The 24765-nt window shown below is 72.7% G+C and carries 20 protein-coding genes; 14 read left to right on the top strand and 6 right to left on the bottom strand.

The features are described 5' to 3' along the window. Positions 1-464 precede the first annotated feature (464 nt). Entirely contained in the window at positions 465-2486 is a 2022-nt protein-coding gene (locus ACWEQG_RS25725) for a glycosyltransferase (protein ID WP_452288415.1), read from the top strand. 10 nt (positions 2487-2496) lie between these two features. Here the strand turns inward: ACWEQG_RS25725 and ACWEQG_RS25720 are convergent, their stop codons facing one another. Then, on the bottom strand, positions 2497-3423 hold the full coding sequence (locus ACWEQG_RS25720) for a zinc-binding dehydrogenase (protein ID WP_452288413.1): 927 nt from the start codon (positions 3421-3423) through the stop codon (positions 2497-2499). A gap of 113 nt (positions 3424-3536) precedes the next feature. Between ACWEQG_RS25720 and ACWEQG_RS25715 the strand changes: the two genes are divergently transcribed. The 4 genes from ACWEQG_RS25715 (at position 3537) to ACWEQG_RS25700 (ending at position 7800) form a co-directional block, all read left to right on the top strand. Continuing rightward, the gene (locus tag ACWEQG_RS25715) at positions 3537-4205 is read left to right on the top strand and encodes a TetR/AcrR family transcriptional regulator (protein ID WP_452288411.1); all 669 of its coding nucleotides are present in this window, start codon (positions 3537-3539) and stop codon (positions 4203-4205) included. Beyond that, on the top strand, positions 4202-4915 hold the full coding sequence (locus ACWEQG_RS25710; protein ID WP_452288409.1) for an anticodon-binding protein: 714 nt from the start codon (positions 4202-4204) through the stop codon (positions 4913-4915). The genes ACWEQG_RS25715 and ACWEQG_RS25710 overlap by 4 nt, the downstream gene beginning before the upstream one ends. Positions 4916-5043: 128 nt before the next feature. Continuing rightward, on the top strand, positions 5044-6450 hold the full coding sequence (lysA, locus tag ACWEQG_RS25705; RefSeq protein WP_452288407.1) for a diaminopimelate decarboxylase: 1407 nt from the start codon (positions 5044-5046) through the stop codon (positions 6448-6450). Positions 6451-6492: 42 nt separating this feature from the next. Further along, positions 6493-7800, top strand: a complete 1308-nt coding sequence (locus ACWEQG_RS25700; protein ID WP_363469059.1) for a homoserine dehydrogenase — start codon at positions 6493-6495, stop codon at positions 7798-7800. A 58-nt stretch (positions 7801-7858) separates the two neighbouring features. Here the strand turns inward: ACWEQG_RS25700 and ACWEQG_RS25695 are convergent, their stop codons facing one another. Together ACWEQG_RS25695 and ACWEQG_RS25690 are read right to left on the bottom strand one after the other, a co-directional pair. Further along, positions 7859-8992 carry a Vgb family protein gene (locus ACWEQG_RS25695; protein ID WP_452288405.1) on the bottom strand — a complete coding sequence of 378 codons (1134 nt, stop codon included), beginning with the start codon at positions 8990-8992 and terminating at the stop codon, positions 7859-7861. A 158-nt stretch (positions 8993-9150) separates the two neighbouring features. Further along, complete coding sequence (locus tag ACWEQG_RS25690; protein ID WP_452288403.1) at positions 9151-9729, bottom strand: hypothetical protein; 579 nt, start codon at positions 9727-9729, stop codon at positions 9151-9153. A 278-nt stretch (positions 9730-10007) separates the two neighbouring features. On the opposite strand from ACWEQG_RS25690, the gene ACWEQG_RS25685 reads away from it, so the two are divergent. Together ACWEQG_RS25685 and ACWEQG_RS25680 are read left to right on the top strand one after the other, a co-directional pair. Then, a complete protein-coding gene (locus tag ACWEQG_RS25685; RefSeq protein WP_452288401.1) occupies positions 10008-10604 on the top strand; it encodes a hypothetical protein in 597 nt (198 codons plus the stop codon). Between the two features lie 43 nt (positions 10605-10647). Beyond that, the gene (locus ACWEQG_RS25680; protein WP_452288399.1) at positions 10648-11613 is read left to right on the top strand and encodes a hypothetical protein; all 966 of its coding nucleotides are present in this window, start codon (positions 10648-10650) and stop codon (positions 11611-11613) included. 42 nt (positions 11614-11655) lie between these two features. On the opposite strand, the gene ACWEQG_RS25675 is transcribed toward ACWEQG_RS25680, so the two are convergent. Next, positions 11656-12018, bottom strand: coding sequence for a GntR family transcriptional regulator (locus ACWEQG_RS25675; RefSeq protein WP_363463645.1), 363 nt, complete (start codon positions 12016-12018; stop codon positions 11656-11658). Continuing rightward, complete coding sequence (locus ACWEQG_RS25670) at positions 12012-12995, bottom strand: hypothetical protein (RefSeq protein WP_452288397.1); 984 nt, start codon at positions 12993-12995, stop codon at positions 12012-12014. Before ACWEQG_RS25670 ends, ACWEQG_RS25675 begins: the two co-directional genes overlap by 7 nt. A gap of 307 nt (positions 12996-13302) precedes the next feature. On the opposite strand from ACWEQG_RS25670, the gene ACWEQG_RS25665 reads away from it, so the two are divergent. The 4 genes from ACWEQG_RS25665 to ACWEQG_RS25650 all read left to right on the top strand — a co-directional run bounded on the left by ACWEQG_RS25665 (position 13303) and on the right by ACWEQG_RS25650 (position 18508). After that, on the top strand, positions 13303-14706 hold the full coding sequence (locus tag ACWEQG_RS25665; protein ID WP_452288395.1) for a glycosyltransferase family 39 protein: 1404 nt from the start codon (positions 13303-13305) through the stop codon (positions 14704-14706). A gap of 39 nt (positions 14707-14745) precedes the next feature. Continuing rightward, positions 14746-15615 (top strand): polysaccharide deacetylase family protein, encoded by an 870-nt coding sequence (locus ACWEQG_RS25660; RefSeq protein ID WP_452288393.1) that lies wholly within the window; start codon positions 14746-14748, stop codon positions 15613-15615. Positions 15616-15734: 119 nt separating this feature from the next. Continuing rightward, positions 15735-16850 carry a glycosyltransferase family 2 protein gene (locus ACWEQG_RS25655; RefSeq protein ID WP_452288391.1) on the top strand — a complete coding sequence of 372 codons (1116 nt, stop codon included), beginning with the start codon at positions 15735-15737 and terminating at the stop codon, positions 16848-16850. Beyond that, positions 16847-18508 carry a glycosyltransferase gene (locus tag ACWEQG_RS25650; RefSeq protein ID WP_452288389.1) on the top strand — a complete coding sequence of 554 codons (1662 nt, stop codon included), beginning with the start codon at positions 16847-16849 and terminating at the stop codon, positions 18506-18508. The genes ACWEQG_RS25655 and ACWEQG_RS25650 overlap by 4 nt, the downstream gene beginning before the upstream one ends. A 59-nt stretch (positions 18509-18567) precedes the next feature. Here the strand turns inward: ACWEQG_RS25650 and ACWEQG_RS25645 are convergent, their stop codons facing one another. Beyond that, positions 18568-20118: a glycosyltransferase gene (locus tag ACWEQG_RS25645; RefSeq protein ID WP_452288387.1), complete on the bottom strand. Its 1551-nt coding sequence runs from the start codon at positions 20116-20118 to the stop codon at positions 18568-18570. Between the two features lie 187 nt (positions 20119-20305). Between ACWEQG_RS25645 and thrC the strand changes: the two genes are divergently transcribed. The 3 genes from thrC (at position 20306) to rho (ending at position 24763) form a co-directional block, all read left to right on the top strand. Continuing rightward, entirely contained in the window at positions 20306-21364 is a 1059-nt protein-coding gene (thrC, locus tag ACWEQG_RS25640; RefSeq protein WP_452288385.1) for a threonine synthase, read from the top strand. Between the two features lie 43 nt (positions 21365-21407). Then, positions 21408-22334, top strand: coding sequence for a homoserine kinase (gene thrB, locus ACWEQG_RS25635; protein WP_452288383.1), 927 nt, complete (start codon positions 21408-21410; stop codon positions 22332-22334). Positions 22335-22747: 413 nt separating this feature from the next. Next, entirely contained in the window at positions 22748-24763 is a 2016-nt protein-coding gene (gene rho, locus ACWEQG_RS25630) for a transcription termination factor Rho (RefSeq protein WP_452288381.1), read from the top strand. Positions 24764-24765 lie beyond the last annotated feature (2 nt).

Raw genomic sequence — 24765 nt, 5'->3', positions numbered from 1 at the left:
ACTGCGCCCGAATCGGTTCACTCGCGCCGGTCGGTCCTGCCGGCGTACGCGTGGGCGCTCGCTGTGGCCCGGCCGAGGCGTCAGATTCTTGGCGAGAAGGCGCACGAGGGTGCCCGTGCCGCTGTGGCGGGCGCCGTTGATCAGCACGACGCAGGTGTCGCCCAAAGCATCCGCGGCCGGCCTTTCCACGCGTCGCGGAACCATCCGGCCGAGCGGGGTCTGCGAAGGGCCTTTCACCAGCTCAGGATGGCATTTCGAACCCTACTCGTGGAACAACGGCCGCACGGTCGCCGGTCGTTTGGTCGCTGCTCCCGTGGTTGGTTGGTCGATGGTCTGGTGGTCGTTTGGTCGTGGGCGGTGTGACGGGCGAGGCGGAGGAGCTGAGGTCTCCGGCTGAGAGCGATCAGGGTGTTCTGCGAATATTGTGACTCTGGTCCTGAAGGTCTACCGCGGAGTCACCCCCTATGAGCGAGGTAAGCGAGCCGGCAGCCGGACAGCCCGAGCGGAGCGACCCGGCGGCGCTGCGGCAGGCGCTGGCGGAGGCGGTGGAGCGGGCCTCCGGCGCGGCGGAGCTGGCCCGGCTGATCACGGACTACCAGCGGCGGCTGGAAGAGGTGGCGCGCTCGGAGGCCGAGGCGCTGACGAAGATGCGTGAGGCCGAGGCGCGGCTGAAGACCGTCGAGCGGCAGAACGCGCAGCTCGCCAAGCAGCTCGCGGAGCAGAAGTACCAGACCGAGGTCGCCAACTGGAAGCTCGCCTCGCTCCAGGACAGCCGGTGGACCAAACTCGGCGACGCGATCCACAGCAAGAAGCCCGGCACGGTGGCCAGGACGCTCAAGGCGCCGGTCAGGAAGCGCCCCGCGCCCAAGCGCTCCGACTTCAAGCCGGAGATCCCCGCCGTCCCCGAGGTGAAGGCGGCCCCCGCGGCGCCCGAGCCCAAGGCTCCGCAGGTCTCCGCGCCGCTCGCCGAGTCGTTCGTGGTGCCCAAGGGACCGACGGCCCGGCCGTACATGACGGTCGCCGCGATCGTGGACCGGCAGACCGAGGCGCTGCTGCGGTACGAGTGGCGGCTGGTGACCAACTTCGGCCCGGACAACTGGGAGGCCATGCTCGACCAGCAGCGGCCGCACGTGCTGTTCGTCGAGTCCGTACGGCCCGGCCCCCGGCAGGGCAACGGCGGGCGCTGGCTGGAGGCGCTGGCAGGGGAGACGCGGGCGCTGCGCGACCTGGTGGCGGCCTGTCACAAGCGGGGCGTCAAGACGGTCTTCTGGCACTCCGGCGGCGCGGTGTCGCGGGCCGTTCCGGCGGCCGAGCACTTCGAGTACGTGCTGGCCACCACGGAGGCCCGCGCCCGCGAGTGGCGGTCGGCGCTGCGCCACGACCGGGTCGGCGTGCTTCCGCTCGCGATCCAGCCTCGTGTGCACAACCCCATCCCCGCCGAGGGCGGCAGGACCGGGGAGATCGTCACGCTCGGCGCGGTCACCCCGCCGGCCGGCGGCGCGGCCTGGCAGCCGCTCGCCGGGCAGGGCGACGACAAGACGGCGTACGACGACGTGCTGACGGCCTACCGGCGGCCGGCCCTGGTGATCGCCGGCGCCGACGCCGAGCCGAGGGTGATAGGGGAGGTCGCGGCCTGCGGCACCCCGGTGCTCCAGGTGCGGGCCGGGGCCAAGGGCGAGGAGATCCTCGCGGCGGCCGAGATCCTCATGGCCGACGCGGGACGGCTGGCCAGGGAGGCCCATCTCGCCTGGCGGGCCCGCACCGGCGTCACGCCGTTGCTCGACCCGATCCTCGACACCCTTGGTGTGCCGAGCGTACGCAACAGCGGCGTGATCACGGCGATCACCGCCGTCTCCGACCCGGCCGAGCTGGACCGCCTGCTCGCCCAGGTCACCCGTCAGATCGAGCGGCCCGGTCAGATCGTGATCGTGGCGGACGGCCTGGACGCGGGCCTGGTCGACAAGACGGTCCGCCAGGCGTGCCCGGACCTCGACGTCGTGGTACGCGCGACACGGGAGCCGGTCACCCGGGGCGCCGCCCTCGATCGCGCGCTCCGGCTCGCCGACGGCGACTACGTGGCCGTGCTCGACGCCAGGGACCTGTACGGCGAGCACTACCTGGCCGACCTCGTCCGCCACTTCGCCTCCACCGACGCCGAGGTGCTGGGGAAGGCGTCGTTCTACGCCCACCTGCCGGGGACCGGCGCGACGCTGCTGCGTCAGCCGGAGGCCGAGCACCGGTTCCTCCCCGAGGTGGCCGGGGGCACCGTCCTGGCCCGCCGCCAGGTCCTCACCGAGCTCGGCTTCGCCGACGTCTCGGAGGAGTGGGGCGAGGTCCTGATGCGGCAGTGCCGTACGGACGGGGTGCGGGTCTACTCGGCCGACCGTTACTCCTATGTCTGCGTCCGCGACTCGGCCGAGGGCTCGCTGCTCGGTTCGGCGCGCATGGAGGGATACGTCCCGGCCGAGCCCCTCGCCCTGCTCTAGACCACCGGTCTCAAACGAGGTCGAGCACGGCCTTGCCGTGGAGGCGGCGGCCGAGGAGGAGCGCCACCGCCTCCTGTGCCTTCTCCCAGCCGCCGCGCCAGGAGATCCCCGGGTCGAGACGGCCGGAGGCGACCTGCCCGGCGAGCCAGGTGAGGTCGGGAGCGAGCCCCCCGCAGGCGAGCAGGAAGAACGTGACCACCGAACGGTCATGACCCCGGTCGCCGGAGAGCGCGCCGAACGGGAAGGTCTCCGCCTCGCCGGTCACGTGCCCGACGGCCACCAGCGTGCCGCCCTCGGCCAGCCTCTCGTACGCCTCCACGAGGGTGGGCCCGCCCACCATGTCGAGCACGCCGTGCACCGGCTCGCCGAGGGCGGATGGCCGGTCCACCACCTCGTGCGCGCCGAGCGCCCGCAGGCCGTCGCCGTGCGCCCCGGGGTCGCCGGTGGACGCGATCACGTGGGCCCCGCCGAGCCGGGCCAGCTGCACGGCGTACCTGCCGACCCCACCGGTGGCGCCGGTGACCAGCACCCTCCTGCCGAGAATGGGCCCGAGCCGGTGCAGGGCGCGCAGCGCGCTGCCGGCGGCCACCGGAATCGTGCTTATCGCGCCGAGGTCGGCGTTGTCGGGAAGCGTTCCGATGTAGGGAGTGTCCACGGCGCGGTACTCCGCCCATGCGCCGTCTAAGCCGAGCGTCACCACGGGCGTGCCCACGGCGGGGCCGGACCCGTCGGCGGCGGCCCGTTCGACCACCCCGGCCGCGTCCCACCCTGGGACGGCGCCGTCAGGGGCGTTCTCGATGCCGAACCTGACCTCGCCGTAGTTGAGCGAGGTCGCGGTCACCCGGACCAGCGCCTGATGCGGGGCGGGCTCGGGGTCCGGAGCCTCGCCGAGCCGCAGGCCGGCGGGCGCGGACCTGTCGACGAGCAGAGCGCGCATGGGTCGTCCCTTCGGTGAGGAAAGTGCCACTCGGTGGCGGAAGTGCGGCTCACTATGCCACTCAGTGGCATGTGCTAGCAAGGCGCACTTCCTGCCGGGCTAGACTGGCCGCGATGACGACCACAGCCGTCCCGGCCGACCACCTCCCGCTGCGTGAGCGCAAGAAGCTGCGCACCCGCCGGGCGCTGGTCGACGCGGCCCTGGAACTGTTCAGCGAGCGAGGTTTCGAGGCGACGACCCTCGACGACCTGTGTGCGGCCGTGGAAGTCTCCAAGCGCACCTTCTTCCGCAACTTCGTCAGCAAGGAAGACGTCGCGCTGACGCCTACGCAGGACATGTGGGCGGCGTTCCTCGACGAGCTGGAGCGGTGCGAGCCCGACGCGAGACGCCCGGTCGTCGAGATGGTGCAGGACTGCCTGCTCGCCGCAATCGGACGGATGACCGCCGACGACTGGGCGCGTCAGGTCCGGCTCAGCGAGCTGCTTGCCGCCCGGACCCCCTCGATGGGGGCGTACGGCCTGCACTTCTGCGACCGCACCACCCGTCAGGCGCTCGCGATCCTGCGCCGTCGCCTCGACCTGCGCGGTGTGGACGACCTGCGGGCGAGGCTCGTGCTCGACCTGCTCGTCGCGGCCTGGCACGGCGCTCTGGAGTCCTGGACGTCCCTGTCGGGCGAACCCGCGTCCGAGGATCTGACCGCGTGCCTGCGCGAGGCGTTCGCCGCGGTCCCCGGGTGTCTCACGCTGACCGCCGTGCCGAAGGACGGCCCGGCCGCGCCATGATCATGGAGGCGCTGCGCGGCGTCCTCGGCGCGCCGCCGGTGCCGCAGGGGTCGTGGGAGCGGGAGGCGCGGTTCGTCTCCACCGCTGCGCTGCGGGGCACGGCGGAGCCCCCGGCCGATGCGGCGGAGCGGCTCGCGGTACGGCTGCGCGCGATGCCCGGGATCCGGCGGGTGGACGTCCGGCCGAACGGCTTCCTCGTCATCGGCGTCGCCACGCCGGGAGAGATCGTCGACGAGGTCCTCGCCGCCCCGGTCGCGGTGCGCCGGTCGCCGGCCGCCGTGTCCCCGCCGCCGGCGTCCTCCGCGGCGCCGTGGCCGGACTTCCCCCGCACGTGGGACAACCCCGGTTTCGCCGTGCGCTACGCGTACGTGCGGGCGGGAGCCGTACGGCGATGGGCGCGTGACCTCGGCGTGCGGGTGGACGCGGCGGCGCGGCCCGAGCTTCTCGACGGCCCGTTCGACCGGGCCGTGCTGCGGGTCCTGGCCGAACTGCCGAGCAGGAGGGAGAGCCGCGATCCGGGGTGGGCGGCGTACCTCGAACGGCTGGCCGAGGTCTACCACACGGCCGTCGAGCGCGCGTCCCCGATTCCCAGGGGCGACGAGGCGCCGTCGGAGGTCCACGCGGCCCGGGTGCGGATGGGGGAGGCGGTGCGCCGGGTGCTCGGCGAAGGGCTGGCGGAGCTCGGCGTCGCGCCGCCCGGCAAAATCTGAACCAAATCTGCTGATCGCCGGAAGCAATGCCGCAGATGACCTGCGGATCTGAATATCTTCCTTCCGGGTCGTCTCGCAGGTTGAACAGCGGGCGCGAGTGAATCGCAGGGTCGGCTAGCCTCGTTCGGGTGAGTCGATTCGCCCACCCTGCCGGCGACCTGCACGCCGCCTCAACTATCGTCGCCGTCACCGCCGGACTGCCCGAGGAGCGTCCGCCGCACGTGCCCGCCGACCTCAACGCGCTCGAACCGGCCATCTGGCCGCGAACGTCCGGCCGGGCCGACGGTGCCGTCACGATCGGCGGAATCGACGTGCGCGACCTGGCCAAGGAGTTCGGCACGCCTCTGTACGTCATCGACGAGGAGGACTTCCGCTCACGTTGCCGCGAGTACCGGTCCGCCTTCCACGACGGCGAGGTCCACTACGCCGCCAAGGCGTTCCTGTGCCGTGAGGTCGCCCGCTGGATCGACCAGGAGGGCCTCGGCCTCGACGTGTGCAGCGCGGGTGAGCTCGCCGTCGCGCTCAGCGTGGGCTTCCCGCCCGAGCGGATCACGATGCACGGCAACAACAAGTCGCTCGCCGAGCTGGAGAAGGCCGTCACGGTCGGCGTCGGCCACATCGTGGTGGACTCGTTCGAGGAGATCGCCCGCCTCGGCTTCCTCGCCGACAAGCACGGTGTGCGGCCGAAGGTGATGATCCGGGTGACCGTGGGCGTCGAGGCGCACACCCACGAGTTCATCGCGACCGCTCACGACGACCAGAAGTTCGGCCTGTCGCTGAGCAGCGGCGCCGCCGCCGAGGCCGTGCGGCGCATCCTCGCGCTGCCGCAGCTCGAACTGGTCGGCCTGCACTCCCACATCGGGTCGCAGATCACCGACACCGGCGGCTTCGAGGTCGCGGCCCGCCGCCTGGCCCGGCTGCTGGTCGAGATCAAGGAGGAGCACGACGTCGTGCTCCCGGAACTGGACCTCGGCGGCGGGTACGGCATTCCGTACGTGGTGGGCGACGAGTCTCTGGACGTCAAGGTCATCGCGGACGGCCTGCGGGAGATCGTCACGAAGGTGTGCGAATCGGCCGGGCTGCCCGTGCCCCGGCTCACGGTCGAGCCGGGCCGGTCGATCGCCGGAGTGTCCGGCGTCACCCTCTACGAGGCCGGTACCGTCAAGGACGTGGAGGGCCTGCGCACGTACGTGAGCGTCGACGGCGGCATGAGCGACAACATCCGCACCGCCCTCTACGGCGCCGATTACACGGCCGTGCTCGCCTCCCGCGTGAGCCAGGCGGCGCCGATGCTGTCGCGCCTGGTGGGCAAGCACTGCGAGAGCGGCGACATGGTCGTGCGCGACCTGTACCTGCCGGGCGACCTGGCCCCCGGCGACCTGATCGCCGTCGCCGGCACCGGCGCCTACTGCCGGTCGCTGGCCAACAACTACAACTATCTGCCCAAGCCCGCCGTCGTCGCGGTGTCCAACGGCCAGGCGCGGGTCATCATCCGCAGGGAGACCGAGGACGACCTGCTCCGGGGGCAGCTGTGACCGGCCGCTCCGGACAGTCCGGCGGCGAAGCGAGGAGGGGTCGTGAGTAAAGCCAAACCGGCGCTCAGGGTCGCGCTGCTGGGCTGCGGCGTCGTCGGGTCGCAGGTCGTGCGTCTGCTTCACGAGCAGGCCGACGACCTGGCCGCCCGCGTCGGCGCGCCGCTGGAGCTGGCCGGCGTCGCCGTGCGCAGGCTCGGGCGCAAGCGGGACGCCGACGTGGACCCCGCGCTGCTCACGACGGACGCGGAGGCCCTGGTCACCCGCGACGACGTGGACATCGTCGTCGAGGTGATCGGCGGTATCGAGCCCGCCAGGTCGCTGATCCTCGCCGCGATGGCGCACGGCAAGTCCGTGGTGAGCGCCAACAAGGCGCTGCTCGCCGAGGACGGCGCGACGATCCACCGTGCCGCCCGCGAGAACGGCGCCGACCTGTACTTCGAGGCGAGCGTCGCCGGGGCGATCCCGCTGCTGCGCCCGCTGCGCGAGTCGCTGGCCGGCGACCGGGTGCGCCGCGTGCTGGGCATCGTCAACGGCACGACCAACTACATCCTCGACAAGATGGACTCCACCGGCGCCTCGTTCAACGACGCGCTGGAGGAGGCGCAGGCGCTCGGGTACGCCGAGGCCGACCCGACGGCCGACGTCGAGGGCTTCGACGCCGCGGCGAAGGCGGCGATCCTGGCCGGCATCGCCTTCCACAGCCGGGTGACGGCCGCCGACGTGCACCGCGAGGGCATCACGGAGATCACCGCGGCCGACGTCGCCTCGGCCAAGGGCATGGGATACGTCATCAAGCTGCTGGCCATCTGCGCCCGCTCCGACGACGGCCGGTCGGTCGGCGTCCGCGTGCATCCCGCCATGATCCCGAGGTCGCACCCGCTGGCCGGGGTGCGTGAGGCGTACAACGCGGTCTTCGTGGAGGCCGAGTCGGCCGGGCGGCTGATGTTCTACGGCGCGGGCGCGGGCGGCGCGCCCACCGCCAGCGCGGTGCTGGGCGACATCGTCGCCGTGGCGCGCAACCGCATCGCCGGCACCCGCGGGCCGGAGGAGTCGACGTACGCCGACCTCAAGGTCCACCCGATGGGCGACAGCGTCACCCGCTACCACGTGTCGCTGGACGTCGCGGACAAGCCCGGTGTGCTCGCCCGCGTCGCCGACATCTTCGCCAGGCACGACGTGTCGATCCAGACGGTGCGGCAGGAGGGCCGCGGCGACGACGCCCAGCTCGTGCTGGTGACCCACCGGGCCAGCGACGCCGCCCTGTCGGGCACGATCAAGGACCTGCGCGACCTGAACATCGTCCGCGCCGTCGCGAGCGTCATGCGGGTCGAGGGCGACGACACGCCCTGACGCCGGAGGCACTCCCGGGTGATGCACCCCGGGAGTGCCCGCCGCCGCATCGGCTGGACTAGAGGGTGACCTTCGCGATCTGGTCGACGTAGTTCTCGGTCAGCCAGACATTGCCGTCGGGCCCGCCGGTGATGTCGAAGGGCCCGGCGAGACTGGTCGGCATGTTGTACTCGATGATGATCCCCGAGGTGGTGACGCTGGCCGCGGCGTTGCCGAGTTGCTCGGCGACCCACAGCCTGCCGTCGGAGCCGCTGGTGATGCCCCACGGGAAGGCGTTGGGGTCGTCCAGTGAGTACTCGGTGAAGTCGCCGTCCGTGGTGACGGAGCCGACCTTGCCGTTGGCGTCGGCGTACCACAGGTTGCCGTCCGGGCCGGTGGTGATCCCTATGGGTATCGCTCCCGAGGAGGGGACGGCGAACTCGGTGATGTCACCGGCCGGGGTGATCTGGCCGATCTTCCCGGAGAACGACTCGGTGAACCACAGGTTGCCGTCGGGTCCGGCCGTGATCCGCATCGGATAGGCGTCGGCGGTCGGCAGGGCGTATTCCGTGATGGTTCCCGAGGTGGTGATCCGGCCGATTCTGTTGCCGATCGTCTCGACGAACCACAGAGCGCCGTCGGGGCCCGCGGTGATGCCCCAGGGATAGGACCCCGCGTTGGGCAGCGCGTATTCGGTCACGACACCGGACGTGGTGATCCGCCCGATCTTGTCGCCGGTCGCCTCGGTGAACCACAGGGCGCCGTCCGGCCCGGTGGTGATGTGCCCGGGCTCGGCGTCGTCGGTCGGCACGGCGTATTCGGTGAAGTCGCCGCCGGTGGTGACGCGGCCGATGTTGCCGGCGTAGTTCTCGGTGAACCACAGGGCGCCGTCGGGGCCCGAGGTGATGCCGACGGGCCCGGACGTGTGGGTCGGGGTGTCCATCTCCGAGACCGTGGGGACCCGGGCGGTGCCGCCGGAGACGGACGGCCCGGCGAGCGGGCGCGGCCGGTGGACGGGACACCGCATGTGCCGGTGCTCCGGCATCCGCTTCAACTTCTGGCAGATCCGCACCCACGGGGGCGTCGGCTTCGGGCGCTCGCCGGGCCTGGCGGCGGCACCGGCGGGCAGGCCGGTGAACAGGGGCGTGGCCGTCGCCAGGGCCAGCGCCATCGCCGCGAGCGGGCGGCGGAGGTGTCGAGAGAGGCGGGGCATGGCATCCCTTCGGCTGAGGAGCGACATGAGAAGCCGGATCGGAAACCCTGCCGCCGGCCCGGCGGGCCTCACTATGGCCGCCCCGCCCGACCGGCAGCCCATCCGCCGCGTCCGTGGCGGGTCACGAGACCCTCAACTCCTGTGCGGATCGATGGCGGTCAGGCGACCGAGTGCGTGATGGTCCCGGTGTAGAGCCCGGCGGCGGCGTTGGACGGGATGGTGATGACCAACGTGGGCTGCCAGCTCGTCGACATCGGCAGGGTCTGCTTGCGCCCGCTGAAGGCGACCACCGGTGAGGTGAGGGCCACCCGGTCGGCCGCGGTGGCCTGACCGGGGTTGCGGGTGCCCGGGCCGGACGAGGCGGTGACCGGTCCCGACCAGTAGGAGACATTCGCCGTTGTGATCGTCTGCGTAGGCGTGCCGCTGCCGGTGGTGAAGTTCGTCGCGGACACGGTCGCCGTCCAGGGAGGCACTCCGCTCCGGCTGTCCGAAACCGTCACCGTGCCCATGGAGGCGCTGATCGTGCCGCCTCGTGAGCCGCTGCCGAGGCTCACCGAGCCGGGCACGGTGATCGTCAGCGGGTCGGCCCGCAGGGGGACCAGGGCCATTCCCGTATCGGCCCGCGCCGCGCGCGCGAGGCCGGGCACGGCGGGCAGAGTGATCGGCAGAGCGATCGGCAGAGCGATCGTCGCGGCCACCGTCGCCGCCACGAACATGCCCGCACCGACTTGCCGCATAGGTGGCCTTCCTCGTCGCCCTGCCGCCGTTCCGCCGCCACGCGGCCGATCTCGCCTGTGAACGACCCACGGCAGGCTAGGGCACCCGCGCGGCTTCAGGCCGTCGCCGCGCCGGAAGAAGGCGTGATCGTGGGGACCGGGCCGCGCGTCTCCCGCGGTTGTCATGTGATCACAAAGGGTCTCCAGACACCGGCGGGACAACCGTGTCGTACGTCCCGGACCGGCCAGGATGTCACCGACCGCGGCCCGAGGCATCGCATCGACGGAGGAGATCGGCTGTGTGCAAGAGGAATGTCGCCGCGCCGTCGGCCGGCATCGCAGGACTGGCGCTGATGACCGCGCTGACGGTGACATCGACCGCGTCGCCCGCCGGCGCGGCCACTTGCCCGGCGTCGACCACCTGCCCCACGACGGTGACCTTCACCGTCAACGCCCCCGACGGTCTGACGATCACCGTGCCCGACGGTCCGGTGAACATCGGCAGCGGTGTGCCGGGGGGCCAGATCAGCGGACCGCTGGGTCCGGTCACGGTCTCCGACCAGCGCGCGGCGCTCACCGCGACGTGGGTCGCGACGGTGTCGGCCGCGGCCGGGGGCTTCGTCACCGGCGGCGGCACTCCCGCGGAGACCGTCCCCAACAGCGCGGTCCTCTACTGGTCCGGCGCGGCGACGGCCACGACGGGAACCGGAACGTTCGTGCCGGGCCAGGCGAACGCGGCGGCCGCCCAGGCGCTCGACGTGCCGCGGACCGCGTTCAGCAAGACGAGCGGCTCCGGCGTCAACTCCGCCACGTGGGACCCGACCATCATCGTCAACGTGCCCGCCCAGGCGGTGGCGGGCGTCTACACCGGCACGGTGAACCATTCCGTCGCCTGACCGCTCGGCCCGCAGGATCATCGCCGTCGGCCTGCTCGCGATCGTGTCGCACGCCGCGGCCGTCACGCCGGCGGCGGCCGACGGCGACGCGCGCCGGCAGGAGAGGTTCGGCATCCGCCTGCTGGAGATCCCCGAGAACCGGCTGGACGACCCCCGCTCGCACGCGTTCATCGTCGACCACGTGAACCCCGGCACCACCTTCACCCGGCGTCTCGAGGTCTTCAGCACCTCGTCGGAACGGCAGCACGTGAGCCTGTACCCCGCCGCGGCGCGGGTGGGCGACGCGGGGTTCACCTTCGCCCCCGCGCGCGCCGCCAACGAGCTGACCTCCTGGATCACGCTCGACCGGACGGCCGTGGACCTGCCGCCGCGCGGCCGCGTCCCGGTGACGGCCACCGTCGCGGTGCCGGCCACGGCGGTAAAGGGCGAGCGGTACGCCGTCATCTGGGCGGAGATCTCCTCGGCCTCGCCCGGCCCGGCGGGCAATGTGGCGCTCGTCAACCGGGTGGGCGTCCGCGCTTACCTGGACGTGGGCCCGGGCGGCGAACCGCCGACGAGCTTCCGGATCGGCGAAGTGACCGCCGGTCGCACCGGCGACGGGCGGCCGCGGCTGGTGGCCGAGGTCGGCAACACGGGGGAGCGGGCCGTCGACCTGGAGAGCGAGGTGCGCCTGTCGGAGGGGCCGAGCGCGCTGAGCGCCGGTCCCTTCCGGAGCACCCGCGCGGTCACCCTGCCTCCCGGCGGCCATGGTCAGGTGACCGTGCTGCTGGGCGACGACCTGCCGGCCGGGCCCTGGCGGTTCCGGCTCACCCTGCGCAGCGGCCGCGTCAGTCGTACGGCCACCGGGACGATCACCTTCCCGGCGGCCGGAGAACGGGCGGCGGCGCGGAACGACCCCAGCGTGCCGGTCCTCGTCGCCTGCGCCGCCGCGGCGATCGCCGCCATGGTGCTCCTGGTCGTGAACCTGCGCCGCTTCCGCCGCCGCCCCCTGGACGGCGAAGCGGCCTGACCCGCCACGCCGTGCCCTGCTCACGGTGGCGGACGCGGCGGGTCAGCGCTCCGCCATGGCCTTGCGGACCGCGTCCAGAGCCTCCGCCTCGGAGGCCCCGAGCCGGCGGACCACGGCCGCGAACTCCTCGGCCGCCTCGCGCAGGTGCAGGAGACCGCCCTCGGCGGCGAGGTCGGTGATCGTCGCCGTACGGCCCCGGCGCAGTTCCACCAGGCCCTCGTCGCGAAGCTGCTGGTAGCCGCGGAGCACGGTGTGCAGGTTGATGCCGAGCGCGGCGGCGACGGCGCGCGCCGAGGGCAGCTTGTCGCCGGGGACCGCCGCGCCCCTGGCGACCGCCGCGCGCACCGAGGCCGCCACCTGGTCGGCCAGGGGCTGGGGGGAGGACGGGTCGACGACGATCAGCATCCGGCGGCTCCCCGTGCCCGGGTGAGCGCCCCGTTCACCAGCGCCGCGGCCGCCTCCGCGTCCCGGGTCGAGTACAGGAACTCCCGGCCGTCGGTGAGCCGCAGGGCCAGCACGGGACCACGCCCGCTGACGTATCCCCATCCCCTGCTGCCGCCGATCATGCCGAGCCCCCTGCCGGACGCCTCCGGCCGCACCGAGGCGAAGAGCACCGTGTCGTACGGCACGGCCCGGCTCAGGCCGCCGAGCCCGGGCAGGCTGACCTGGACGCCGGTGCCGTCGATGCGGAGCCGGGTGCGCGCGGACAGGACCGCGGTGAGCCCCATCAGCCCGAGCAGCGTCGCCCCTTGCCAGGAGCGTGCGAAGTTGAAGAACCCGAACCAGGCGACGGCGAGCATCGCCGCCCCCTGCAGGAGCGAGCGCGGATGCCAGGCGGACACGGCGTAGACGGCCCGCTGGGCCGGCGCGAGCGACAGCAGGGGCACTCCCGGGGGCGGTGCGGTGTACGCCCCGGGCGCGGGCGGCAGGGGACCCGACAACCACCACCCCGCGGCGCCTCCGAGAAGGGTGAGGATGATTTCGGCCGGAACCTCCCACGCCGGCAGGGCTACGGGCCCCGCGGAGTCGATCAGAGTGACCACCGCGACACAGTTCCCCGTCGCCATCGAAACGCCCACGGCGGATGAGGTCGTGGCGGTCCAGCGCTGCAGCCCGGGCCAGCGCCAATAGTGCGTGAACGCCGCGAGGAAGACCACTTCGAAGATCCCTACGGTGAAGGCGGCCGATCGCAGCCACCCACCCCAGTCGGACGCCCATCGCGGCTCCTGGCCGGGAACGTAGGCCCGGTCGGGCAGCCGATCCCGGAAGACGGCGTAGAGCAGCAGGAGACCGAGGAAGGCGAGAACGGGTGGCGCGAGGGTCAGGACCAGGCGGCGCGGCCGGCCGGGACGCCCGGTGTCGTACTGAGGGGGGGAGTACACGGGCCACCTCCAACTGTTTGCATAGCACTATAACAATGCAAACAGGAGGGAGGAAGGCCCGGCTCGCGATCCTCGGCGGGGCTGCGTACGGTGAGGCGCACCGGCGCACGCGTCCGCGGGCTCCGGCGGAGCCGAGGAGCTCGATCCGGTAACGTCCGCGATCATCCGCGCGTCGATCGTGCGCGACGTGCCTAAAGTCACCGAAGTGTTCGCGTCTGTGGGGGAAAGTGTGGTTACCGGCGAGGCGGTTCGGACATCCGGCCGGAGCGCGGGGGCGCGCGCGAGGGACTGGCCCAGGTGGACGCCGTTGCTCGCGGGGCTGCTGACCGCCTGCGTCGCCATCTCCGGCACCACGGCGTCGCTGTCGGGCGACGAGGTGGCCACCTACAGCGCCGCGGTGGCCCGGCCGCTGAGCGGCCTGTGGGAGCTCGTGCAGCAGATCGACGGCCATTTCCTGCCCTACTACCTGCTCGTCCACGTGTGGTCGTTCTTCGGGGAGGCCGAGTGGTGGCTGCGCCTGCCCTCGGCCCTGGCGGCCGGCGTGGCGGCCGGCTTCCTGGCCGACCTCGGCCGCAGGCTGGCCGGGCCGCGCGCCGGAGTGCTGGCCGCGGTGCTGTTCGCCGTCCTGCCGTCGGTGTCCTACCACGGCGCGAACGCCCGGCCGTACGCGTTCGCGGCGGCGGCGGCCGTCGTCTCCGCCTGGGCGTTGCACCGCGTGGCCGAGGCGCCCACGGGATCCAGGGTCCGCTGGTACGCGGTGTCGGTGGCGCTGCTCGGCTGCACGCACCTGTTCTCCGTCCTGGTGCTCCCGGCCCAGTTCCTCGCCGCACTGCTCGTCCTGCCCCGGCGTACGTTCCTGACCAGGATCGTCCCGGCGACGGCCGTGGGGTGCGTCCCCGTCGTGGTCCTCGCCCTGGTGGGCTGGGGTGAGCGCCACGCGATCAGCTGGATCCAGCCGCACGGGCCCGACGTGCTGCTGAAGTTCCCCAAGCACGCGGCGGGCTCCGACCTCGCCGGGCCCACGCTGTTCGCGCTCGCCGTCGTGGGGGTGGTGATCCTGCTGCGGAGGTCGGTCCCCTGGGGAGTGCTCGCCGCCGGCTGGATGGTCCTCCCGCCGGTGCTGCTGCTCGCGATCGACGCGCTGGTGACCCCGGCCTACGTGGACCGTTACGTGTTCGTCGCGGCACCCGCCCTGGCGCTGGCGGGAGCGGTGGCCCTGGCCTCCGTCCGCCTGGCCGCCCTTCCCGCGGCGCTGGTCGCCGTGCCCGTCGTCCTGGCCGTGGCGCTGCTGGGACTTCCCGCGCAGGCCGACTACCGGCAGCGCAACGGCCACTACGACGACTTCCCCGGCGCGGTCGGCGTGATCCGGGCGCGGGAACGCCCCGGCGACGCCATCGTGTACGGCCAGAGCCGGCTGCGCACCGGTTTCGTCTACTACGGCCGCGCGGGCCTGCCCGACGACGTGCTGCTCAAGGGGCAGGGCCCGGCCTTCGAGTACGCCGAGCGCGGCGACCTCGCCGAGGCCCTCGCCGGGCGCCGCCGCGTCTGGGTGGTCTGGCGGGGGACCAAGCAGTCCGGCCTGACGGGCAAGAAGATCCCCCGGGTGGCCGCCGTCCGCGCGGCCGGATACCGCCTCGCGACGGCATGGCACTCCGCGGAGCTGCCGGGCCTGACGGTCGCGCTGTTCGAGCGCCCGCGCGGCAACGGGTAGCGGCAAAGTCTGTGCCGACTGCAAGTAAAGTTTCCGTCTATGCGACTTACGGTGAAGAGACTCGTACCGGCCTGTCTCGTCGCCGCGGCGTCGGTCGCGGGGCTCCAGCATCCGGCCGCCGCGACGGCCCGCGAGACCGTCTCCGCGCACGCGGCGGCCCCACAAGTGGAGACCGCGCGGGCGGCCGGGGTGCCGACCGTGGTCCTCACCTTCGACGACGGCACGGCCGATCACCTCGCCGCCGCCAGGACGCTGAGCAAGCGCGGTCTCAAGGGCACCTTCTACGTCAACAGCGGGCGGCTCGGCAGCCGCGGTTACCTGAGCGTCGCCGCGTTGCGGAGCATCGCCCGCGAGGGCCACGAGATCGGCGGCCACACGCTCGACCATCCGCACCTGTCGGAGCAGTTCGAGGCCGTGCAGCAGGCGGAGATCTGCGACGACAGGCGGGCGCTGCTGAAGCTGGGCTTCGACGTGCGGTCGTTCGCCTACCCGTTCGGCGACTTCGACGACGCCACGAAGCTGCTGGCGATGCGCTGCGGCTACACGACCGCGCGCGGCATCAACGGCCTGTACCGGCCCGACAGTTGCCGTTCCTGCCCCGTCACGGAGAAGATCCCGCCCGCGGACCCCGGCGACGTGCGCGCCACGAGCCAGACCGGCCTGCCGCGTACGGCCCGCACGCTGCGGGAGTTCGTCACCCGCGCCCAGCGGCAGGGCGGCCGCGGGCTGGTGGTCTTCGTGTTCCACGAGATCAAGGACGACCGCCGGGACAGGTACGCGACGGCGCCCAAGGAGTTCGCCGCCTTCGTCGACTGGGTGGCAAAGCAGCGGAAGGCCAAGACGATCGACGTGAAGACGCTGGGCGACGTCGTCGGCGGGCGTGTCTGGCCCGTCCCCGACGAGATGTGATCCTCACCGGCGCGCCGGGTCGCAGCGAGTCGTCAGGTTGACCGCGGCGGTCACAGGAATCCACAAGGTTCGGCTGATAGAAGTTCACAACCAGTAAACGGACGCGCGGGAGGAACACCGTGACGGTGACGACGGACATGTGCTCGCCGTACGGCTTCACGCGCCGTCCCACCGAGGAGACCGCCACGCTGTCCTGGAGCGACGGCCGGTGGACGATCGAGGGCCGGCCGCTGGCCGTCCCGCTCGAGGCCGCCGACGTCGCCCCTCTCCGGTCGTTGCGCGGGCTGCGGGTGCGGTGGCCGGCCGAGCCCGCCGCCGAGGCGTTCGGCCCGGTCGCCCGCCTGGCCGCCGCGGGGGTGCCGCTCACCTGCGAAGACCCGCCCAGGTGGGCGCGTGAGGCCGACCCCGTGCTCGCCCGCCTGGTCGCCGCCTGGACTCCCGAGGCCGACGACGGCAGGCCCGAGTCGGTGGCCGACCTGCGCCGGGAGGAGCACAGCGTGCTCCTGCGCAGGCACGCGCTGCGGGCCGCGGGCGTCGGCACGAACCTCGCCCCGGTGACCGTCGTCATGGCCACGAGGCGGCCTCACTACGTCGGCGACGCGCTGCGGCAACTCGCCCGCCAGCGCGGGGTGGATCTCGAGGTCGTCGTCGCGCTGCACGGCTTTCCCGCCGAGCGGGTACGGCAGGCCGTCGAGGAGTTCCCCCGTCCCATCACGGTGATCGAGGCCGAGCCGGACGCGCCGCTCGGGACCGTGCTCAACCGCGCGGCGGCGCGGGCGTCCACCGGCATCGTCGCCAAGTGGGACGACGACGACTGGTACGGCCCCGAGCACCTCGCCGACCTGCTGCTGGCCATGGCCTACTCAGGGGCGGAGCTGGTCGGGACCGCGCCGGAGTTCTTCTACCTCCAGCCCCTTCACGCGACGATCCGCCGCGTCGACTACGGCAGCGAGACGTGGGCCGACCACGTTGCCGGCGGCACGATCCTGCTCGGCCGCGAGCTCTTCGAGGAGGTCGGCGGCTTCGGGCCGGTGAGCCGCGGGGAGGACGCGCACCTCCTGCGCGCGGTCGAGGCGGCCGGCGGCCGCGTCTACCGCACCCACGGTCTGGGCTACGTGCTGCGGCGGTCCGTCAGCGCCGACCACACCTGGAACCTTCCCCTTGCCCACTTCCTGCGAGTCGCGGCGAACCAATGGCGCGGCTTTCGCCCGAGTGTGATTCTGGAAGCACCATGACGCCACGCATCAGGGGAAACGACTACACCGTCCTCCAGCCGCCCGCCCTCGGATCGCCGTGGACGCCCCGCCTGCGCGCCAGCGTGGTCGTCCCCGCGTACGCCAACCAGGCCAAGCTCGACCTCACGCTCGCCGGGCTGTCCAGGCAGACGTACCCGGCGGACCTGCTCGAAGTGATCGTGGTCGACAACGGCAGCGAGCCGAGGCTGCGCCTCCCGGAGATCCGGCCCCGCCACACGCGGCTGCTGATCTGCGAGACCCCCGGCCGGGCCAGGGCGCGCAACACCGGGCTGGCCGCCGCGACGGGCGACGTCATCCACTGGATGGACTCCGACGTCGTCCCCGAGCCTGAGGAGGTGGAGGCGCACATGCGCTGGCACCACCTCGCGCCCTACCTGTCGGTCACCTCCTACCTGCGCTTCACCACCGCCCCGCTGCCCGATCCCGCGGACGTCGCGGGCACCGACGACCTGGCGAAGCTCTTCGAGCCCGCGGAGCCGCACGCGTGGATCGAGGACCTGGTGGAGCGGTCGCAGGGGCTGACCCGCTCGCCCCGGCCGTTCAGCATCCACATCGGCGGCGCGTCGTCGGTCTCCGCGCGGCTGTTCGAGCGGGCCGGGCCGATGGACCCCGAGATGATCCTCGGCCAGGACACCGAGATGGGCTACCGGCTCGCGCAGGCGGGCGCCGTCTTCATCCCCGACCCGGAGGCCAGGGCGTATCACCTCGGCCCGTCCATGCGCATGCGCGACAGCGCGCCCGTCAACCGCGTCAGCCACGCCCTGGTGACCGACCGCGTCCCCGGGTATCGGTGGCTGCGCACCCACCCCGCCCGTCAGTGGAAGGTTCCGCAGGTGGAGGTCCTCGTGGACGCCACGGCGGGATCGTACGACGACGTCAGGGCGACGGTGGACGGCGCGCTGGCCGGCACGGTGACCGACCTCGCCGTCGTGCTGACCGGTCCGTGGGACGAGCTCGCGCCCGAGCAGCGCGCGCCGCTCAAGGACCCGAGCCTCGACCTCGTGCTGCTGCGCGCCCACTACACGCACGAGGGCCGGGTACGGCTCGCCATGGCGGCGCCCGACACCCTCTCGCCCTACCGCCTGCGTCTGCCGCCCGGCTGGGTGCCGGGGGAGGACAGCATCGGCGGGCTGCTCGCGATGGCGCGCGAGCGGGAGCTCGGGCTGGTGAGCGTGCTCCTGGCCGAGGGCTCCGAAGGCGTCACCGCCGCGCGGCTGGAGCGTACCGAGGCGTATGCCCGCGCCGCCCTCGTCGCCGCCGAGGGCGAGGACGCCGACGACGCCGTGGACGAGATGTTCGGCACCTACTGGGCCGACGGCGAGACCCACGGCTTCCGCGCCGCGGCGGAGGCCCCCGCGTACATGAACCCCCGCACCGCCTACCGCAAGCGGGTGGAGGCGCAGGCCGAGGTCGAGCGGCTGACCAAGGAGGTCGAGCGGCTGCGCGGCCAGGTGACGAAATGGCGGGACGAGGCGGCGAAGTGGCGCAAGTCCGCCGTCGAGTTCCGCCGGGAGATCGGCACCCTGCGACGGCAGGTCTCGACGCTGCGCGGACAGGTCTCGGCGCTGCGTCACGCCCAGGGCCTGCGCGGCATCGCGCGGGGCCTCACCCGGCCCTTCACATTCAAGAAGTCCTGACCGTCCTTTCCCGCCAGTCCTCTCCGGCCAGTCCTCTCCGGCCGGTTAGTTCTGTCCGGTCAGGAGCGGCGGAACAGGCCGCGGCGGCGCGGCGACGCCTCCGGCTGCGGCTGTGGGGCGTGCGCGGTGGCCGGCTTCTCGGCGGCCGGCCGCGCAGCTGGCTGCGTCGCGGCGGCCACTTTCCCGGTGGCCGGTTTCGCCGCGGGTGCGGGGCTCTTGTCGAACTCGCCCGCCGCCGCGTGCCGTACGCCGTGGGTCTGAGCGATCACATCCGCCGGGTCCTCGCCCGGCCCGGCGAGGCGCCGGGCCCGCGCGGCGGCCTCGGTCCGCTCCAGGGTGGCCGTGCCTCCCTCGGGCAGTTCCACGACCAGCAGGCCGATCCGCTCCTCCAGCATCGCCTTGACCGCACGCTCCAGCAGCGCCGGGGCGGGAGGGGCATCGACGGGCGCCGTGTAGCGGAAGGGGACCGGCGCGGCGGTCGGCGCCGCCCGCTCCGCGAACCGCACCCGCGCGTCGTGCCCGAACGCGGCCCGCACCAGGGCGAGGTCGAACGCCTCGGTGCCCGGCGCCCACCTGCGTCCCCCGTCGAGCAGCGACCACGGGCCGGCCAGCGTCACCGCGACGTCGGTGAGCGTGCCGCGCAGCACCGCGTCGACCGCCGCGACGATGCGCCGCTCGTCCGCCCCCGTCACCTCGAAGACCACCTCGACGTACGGCACGAGCCAGCGCCTGCCGGGCTCCTTGCGCAGGTCGCGGCGGAGCGGGACCCGGTGCGCCAGGTGGGTCTCGACGAGCCGGACGATCGACCTGCCGTGCTCGCCGCGCTGCGCGGGCAGGCCGAGGTGCACGGCGCGGGCCTCGGCGTCGGGGACGAACACCGCCCCCGCCTGGGCGAGCCGGTAGGCGAACTCGGTGTCCTGGCCGCGCACCACATCGGTGTCGAAGCCGCGGACCTCGTCGAGCAGGGCCCGACGCAGGGAGACCGTCGGCCCGGTGCACACCTGGTAGGGGTTCTTGCTGGCCCGCAGGCCGTCGAGACGCCGGATGGTCTCCTCGGTCGAGCTGGACACCAGCTCCGACGGGCCGAACAGATCCTCCGGCGAGCCCTGCCGTACGGCGTCGTGTACCTGCCCGGGGGTGAGCGGGCGCTCCTCGGCGAACTTCTTGCCGCCGATCGTGACGACGTAGTCGGTGAGGTGCTGCCAGCGGAACAGCGCCTCCAGATGCTCGCGCGAGATCACCATGTCGGCGTCGAGCCGCTGGACGATCTCGCCCTCGGCGACGGCGATCCCGGCGTTCATGGCGTGCCCGGCGCCCCACCCGCCGTCCGGAGCAGCGATGATCCGCGTGTTCTCGGGGCGCAGGTCCGGCAGGCGCAGAGGCGGATCGCTGCGGTCGTCCACCACGATCACCTCGGTGAGGTGCGCGGGATAGGTCTGCGCGGCCAGCGCGGCCAGCGTCAGGTCGAGGCGGTGCTGCCCGCCGTGGGCGGGGATGACGACACTCGCGCGGAGCGTGGGCGTCCAGCCGCCGATGGGCGGCGGCGTGAGCGGAGAGTAGTCGTTGTGGCGGATCCTCGGCCGGGGCTCCACGCCCGTCAGGTGGGCCAATCCTCGTCCTTCTCAGCGATGGTCAAGAGGCGGCTCCACCCTAGCGAAACCGGGCGGCTGTTCCCTAAGGTGACGCCCAATATGTCCATTTGGTGGACGACGGCGTCCGCGCGTCAGACGGTTGGCCGTAGACTCGGTGACCGATACCCCTGGTGACACGCGTGTGCGCGCGTGGGAGGAGCGACCAATGTTCAGGGCTTGGCGTGGCCTGATCGAGGAGTACCGCGACCGTCTTCCGGTCTCCACGACGACGCCCGTGGTGACCCTGCTCGAGGGCGGCACGCCGCTCGTCCCCGCCAGGCGGGTGTCCCAGATCACGGGCTGTGACGTCTACCTCAAGGTCGAGGGCCTCAACCCGACCGGTAGCTTCAAGGACCGCGGCATGACCCTGGCGATCAGCAAGGCCGTCGAGGAGGGTGCCCAGGCGGTCATCTGCGCGTCCACCGGCAACACCAGCGCCTCGGCCGCCGCCTACGCCGTGCGTGCCGGGCTGACCTGCGCCGTCCTCGTGCCGCGCGGGAAGATCGCGATGGGCAAGCTCGCCCAGGCGCTGGTCCACGGCGCCAAGCTGCTCCAGGTCGAGGGCTCGTTCGACGACTGCCTGGAGATGACCAGGAAGCTCGCGGAGACCTACCCGATCGCGCTGGTCAACTCCGTCAACCCGCACCGCCTGCAGGGTCAGAAGACGGCGGCCTTCGAGATCGTCGACGCGCTCGGCGACGCGCCCGACGTCCACTGCATCCCGGTCGGCAACGCCGGCAACATCTCGGCGTACTGGATGGGCTACAAGGAGTACGCCGCCGACGGCGTGGCCACCAAGCGGCCCCGAATGCTGGGGTTCCAGGCGAGCGGCGCGGCGCCGCTGGTCGGGGGCAGCCCCGTGACCCACCCGCAGACGATCGCCACGGCGATCAGGATCGGCAACCCCGCCTCGTGGCGGCTCGCCGAGGCCGCGCGCGACGAGTCCGGCGGGGACATCCAGGCCGTGACCGACCGCCAGATCGCCGCGGCGTACAAGCTGCTCGCGCAGGAGGAAGGCGTGTTCGTCGAGCTCGCCTCCGCCGCGAGCGTCGCCGGTCTGCTCCAGACGCACGAGCAGGGCCTGCTCGCGCAGGGGCAGCGGATCGTGTGCACCGTGACCGGCAACGGCCTGAAGGACCCCGACTGGGCCATCTCCGGCGCCCCCGCGCCCGTGACGATCCCGATCGACGCCTACGCCGCCGCGGCCGCGCTGGGACTCGCCTGACCGGCACTCTTATTCCCGCCCATTCAAGGCTTCAGGTGACGAATTGACGGACAGTCAGGGCGTCGTCGTCCGCGTGCCGGCGACGAGCGCCAACCTCGGCCCCGGTTTCGACAGCCTCGGCCTCGCGCTCGACCTGTACGACGAGGTCGAGGCCGAGATAGCCGAATCGCCCGGTGTGCGAATCTCCGTAGAGGGCCAGGGCGCCGGTGAGCTGGACGAGGGCGAGGGCCACCTCGTCGTCAGGACCATGCGCGCCACGTTCGACCGCATGGGGTTCAGCCAGCCGGACGGCATCGCGCTGCGCTGCCGCAACCGCATTCCGCACGCGCGGGGGCTCGGCTCGTCGTCGGCCGCGATCTGCGCCGGCATCCTCGCCGCGCGTGCCCTCGCACGCGGGCGGGGCGCGGGCGACCTGCCGGACACCGAGGTGTTCGCGCTGGCCACCGAGCTGGAGGGGCATCCCGACAACGTGGCGCCATGCCTGGCGGGCGGACTCACCATCGCCTGGACGGACCAGTCGGGGGTGGCGAGTATGGTGAAACTGACTCCGCACGAGGACGTCCGGCCGGTGGTGTTGATCCCGGATTTCCGGTTGTCCACGGAGGAGGCTCGGGGGCTGCTGCCGAAGGAAGTACCGCATTCGGACGCGGCGGCCAACGCGGGGCGGGCGGCTCTGCTCGTCGCGGCGCTGACGCGGAGACCGGAACCGGATCTCCTGCTCGCCGCCACCGAAGACCGCCTGCACCAGAGGTACCGCGCACCCGCGATGCCGCGCACCGCCGAAGTGGTGCGACGGCTCCGCGAGGCCGGGGTGCCCGCCGTCGTCTCGGGGGCCGGTCCGACGGTTCTCGCGTTGACGACACGGGACACCAAGGATTTGATCGCGCCAGAAGTGGGTAATGACTGGCACATCCAGCCAATGAACGTCGACCCGCTTGGTGCGTTCGTTCGGTTTCCCGAGACACGCTGATGTTTCTTCGACCTTCAGGGAATAGCTGTGCGCGCTGGTGATGTTAGGCTGATAGCCGCACCAGGTGCCCCCGTGTTGGGTGCGTGCTTGTCATTCGCACATCGCTGCACTTCGCCCCGCGTCCTTCGACGCGGGCAGGGCGATTTCCCCGAAACCGTTTCCTCCAGTCGGCACACCTTCGGGTGGCATGGCCGGGGGTGGCGTTCTCGGAGACATGCGCGTTCGAACCACCAAGACATCTGGTCGGTGGCGGCAATCCGGGGGATCGTCCCCGGGCACCTACCGCTCGCGAATCCCGAGAGTCATCGACACATGAGATTCGCGAAGCCCGACCCGGTCTGTCCCGCCGGGTCGCATCACCGGGACGCCTGGACGCACGATTCTGGCGCCCGACCCCTGGGAAGGACCCTTAGTTGAGCGACACCACCGAACTCCTCTCCGACGGCCAGGCCGCCGGCGACACCCCCACTTCCGCCCCGGCCCGTCCGCGACGTCGCTCCGGCACCGGCCTGGCTGGCATGGTGCTCCCCGAGCTTCAGGCCCTGGCGACCAGCCTCGGCATCACGGGGACCGGACGGATGCGCAAGAGCCAGCTCATCGCGGCCATCCAGGAGAAGCAGGGCGGACCGGGAGAGGCCGCGACCGCGGCCGAGCCGAAGGCCGCCGCCGAAGCGCCCGCAGTCGCCGAGCGCCCCGCCCGTGGCCGCAGGGAACGTTCCCGCGCCGCCGCGGCGCCCGCACCCGAGGCCGCGCCCGCTGCCGGGCCCGCCGCCACGTCCGCTGCCGAGCCGGCCGTCGCGGCCCGCGAGGAGCGTCCCGTGGTCGAGGCCGCGCCCGCCGTGACCGCCGAGGCCGTGCAGAACGGCGTCGCCGCCGTTGCCGAGCCGCAGGCTGAGGCCGCGCCGTCCGAGACCCGCGCCGAGCGTCCGGAACGCGGCGACCGCCGCGAGCGCCGTACGCGGGGCGAGCGGGGTCGCGAGCGCGACGGCCGCGGTGACCAGCGCGGCGACCAGCGTGGCGACCAGCGCGCCGCCGACGCGGGGGACGGCGGCCAGGGCCGTCGTGACCAGCAGAGCCGCGGCGACAACCGCACCGACGGACGCGACGGTCGTGACGGTCGTGACGGCCGTGACCGCTCCGAGGGGCGCGGCGACAGCCGTACGGACAACCGCGCCGACGGCAAGGGCGACCAGCAGGGCGACGACAGCCGCGGGCGCCGTGGCCGCTTCCGCGAGCGCGGCCGCCGCGGGCGTGACCGCTTCGAGGGCAACGAGCCGGTGATCAGCGAGGACGACGTCCTGATCCCGATCGCCGGCATCCTGGACATCCTCGACAACTACGCCTTCGTGCGGACCAGCGGCTACCTGCCGGGCTCGAACGACGTGTACGTCTCCCTCGCCCAGATCCGCCGCAACGGCCTGCGCAAGGGCGACGTCATCACCGGCGCCGTCCGGCAGCCGAGGGACGGCGAGCGGCGCGAGAAGTTCAACGCCCTCGTCCGCCTCGACACCGTCAACGGGATGGACCCGGAGCAGGCCCGCCAGCGGCCCGACTTCAACAAGCTCACGCCGCTCTACCCGCAGGAGCGCCTGCGCCTGGAGACCGAGCCGAACGTCCTGACCACGCGGATCATCGACCTCGTCTCGCCGATCGGCAAGGGCCAGCGCGGCCTGATCGTGTCGCCGCCCAAGGCCGGCAAGACCATGGTGCTCCAGGCGATCGCCAACGCGATCACGCGCAACAACCCCGAGTGCCACCTGATGGTCGTCCTCGTGGACGAGCGTCCGGAAGAGGTCACCGACATGCAGCGGTCGGTCAAGGGCGAGGTCATCCACTCGACCTTCGACCGTCCGGCCGAGGACCACACCACCGTCGCCGAGCTCGCCATCGAGCGGGCCAAGCGGCTGGTGGAGCTGGGCCACGACGTCGTCGTCCTGCTCGACTCGATCACCCGTCTCGGGCGCGCCTACAACCTCGCGGCGCCCGCGAGCGGCCGCATCCTGTCCGGTGGTGTCGACTCGACCGCGCTCTACCCGCCGAAGCGGTTCTTCGGCGCCGCCCGCAACATCGAGAACGGCGGCTCGCTGACGATCCTCGCCACGGCTCTCGTCGAGACCGGCTCCAAGATGGACGAGGTCATCTTCGAGGAGTTCAAGGGCACCGGCAACATGGAGCTCAAGCTCAACCGGTCGCTCGCGGACAAGCGCATCTTCCCGGCGGTGGACGTGGACGCGTCCGGCACCCGCAAGGAGGAGATCCTCATGGCGAAGGAGGAGCTGTCCATCGTCTGGAAGCTCCGCCGGGTCCTGCACGCTCTCGACATGCAGCAGGCGCTGGAGCTCCTTCTCGAGAAGATGAAGGAGACCAAGTCCAACGCCGAGTTCCTGCTCCAGGTGCAGAAGACCACGGTCAGCAACGACCGCGACTGACG

Source organism: Microbispora sp. NPDC004025 (assembly GCF_053604425.1).
The sequence above is the reverse complement of the archived record's forward strand: the minus strand, read 5'-3'. Positions and strand labels throughout refer to the sequence as shown.

What these genes read in the sequence shown, in the direction of transcription:
- ACWEQG_RS25715 (WP_452288411.1), top strand. Translation starts at nt 3,537, where the DNA reads ATGACGACCACAGCCGTCCCGGCCGACCACCTCCCGCTGCGTGAGCGC.
- ACWEQG_RS25650 (WP_452288389.1), top strand. Translation starts at nt 16,847, where the DNA reads ATGACGCCACGCATCAGGGGAAACGACTACACCGTCCTCCAGCCGCCC.
- ACWEQG_RS25695 (WP_452288405.1), bottom strand. Translation starts at nt 8,992, where the DNA reads ATGCCCCGCCTCTCTCGACACCTCCGCCGCCCGCTCGCGGCGATGGCG.
- ACWEQG_RS25710 (WP_452288409.1), top strand. Translation starts at nt 4,202, where the DNA reads ATGATCATGGAGGCGCTGCGCGGCGTCCTCGGCGCGCCGCCGGTGCCG.
- ACWEQG_RS25690 (WP_452288403.1), bottom strand. Translation starts at nt 9,729, where the DNA reads ATGCGGCAAGTCGGTGCGGGCATGTTCGTGGCGGCGACGGTGGCCGCG.
- thrC (WP_452288385.1), top strand. Translation starts at nt 20,306, where the DNA reads ATGTTCAGGGCTTGGCGTGGCCTGATCGAGGAGTACCGCGACCGTCTT.
- ACWEQG_RS25720 (WP_452288413.1), bottom strand. Translation starts at nt 3,423, where the DNA reads ATGCGCGCTCTGCTCGTCGACAGGTCCGCGCCCGCCGGCCTGCGGCTC.
- ACWEQG_RS25660 (WP_452288393.1), top strand. Translation starts at nt 14,746, where the DNA reads ATGCGACTTACGGTGAAGAGACTCGTACCGGCCTGTCTCGTCGCCGCG.
- ACWEQG_RS25675 (WP_363463645.1), bottom strand. Translation starts at nt 12,018, where the DNA reads ATGCTGATCGTCGTCGACCCGTCCTCCCCCCAGCCCCTGGCCGACCAG.
- ACWEQG_RS25725 (WP_452288415.1), top strand. Translation starts at nt 465, where the DNA reads ATGAGCGAGGTAAGCGAGCCGGCAGCCGGACAGCCCGAGCGGAGCGAC.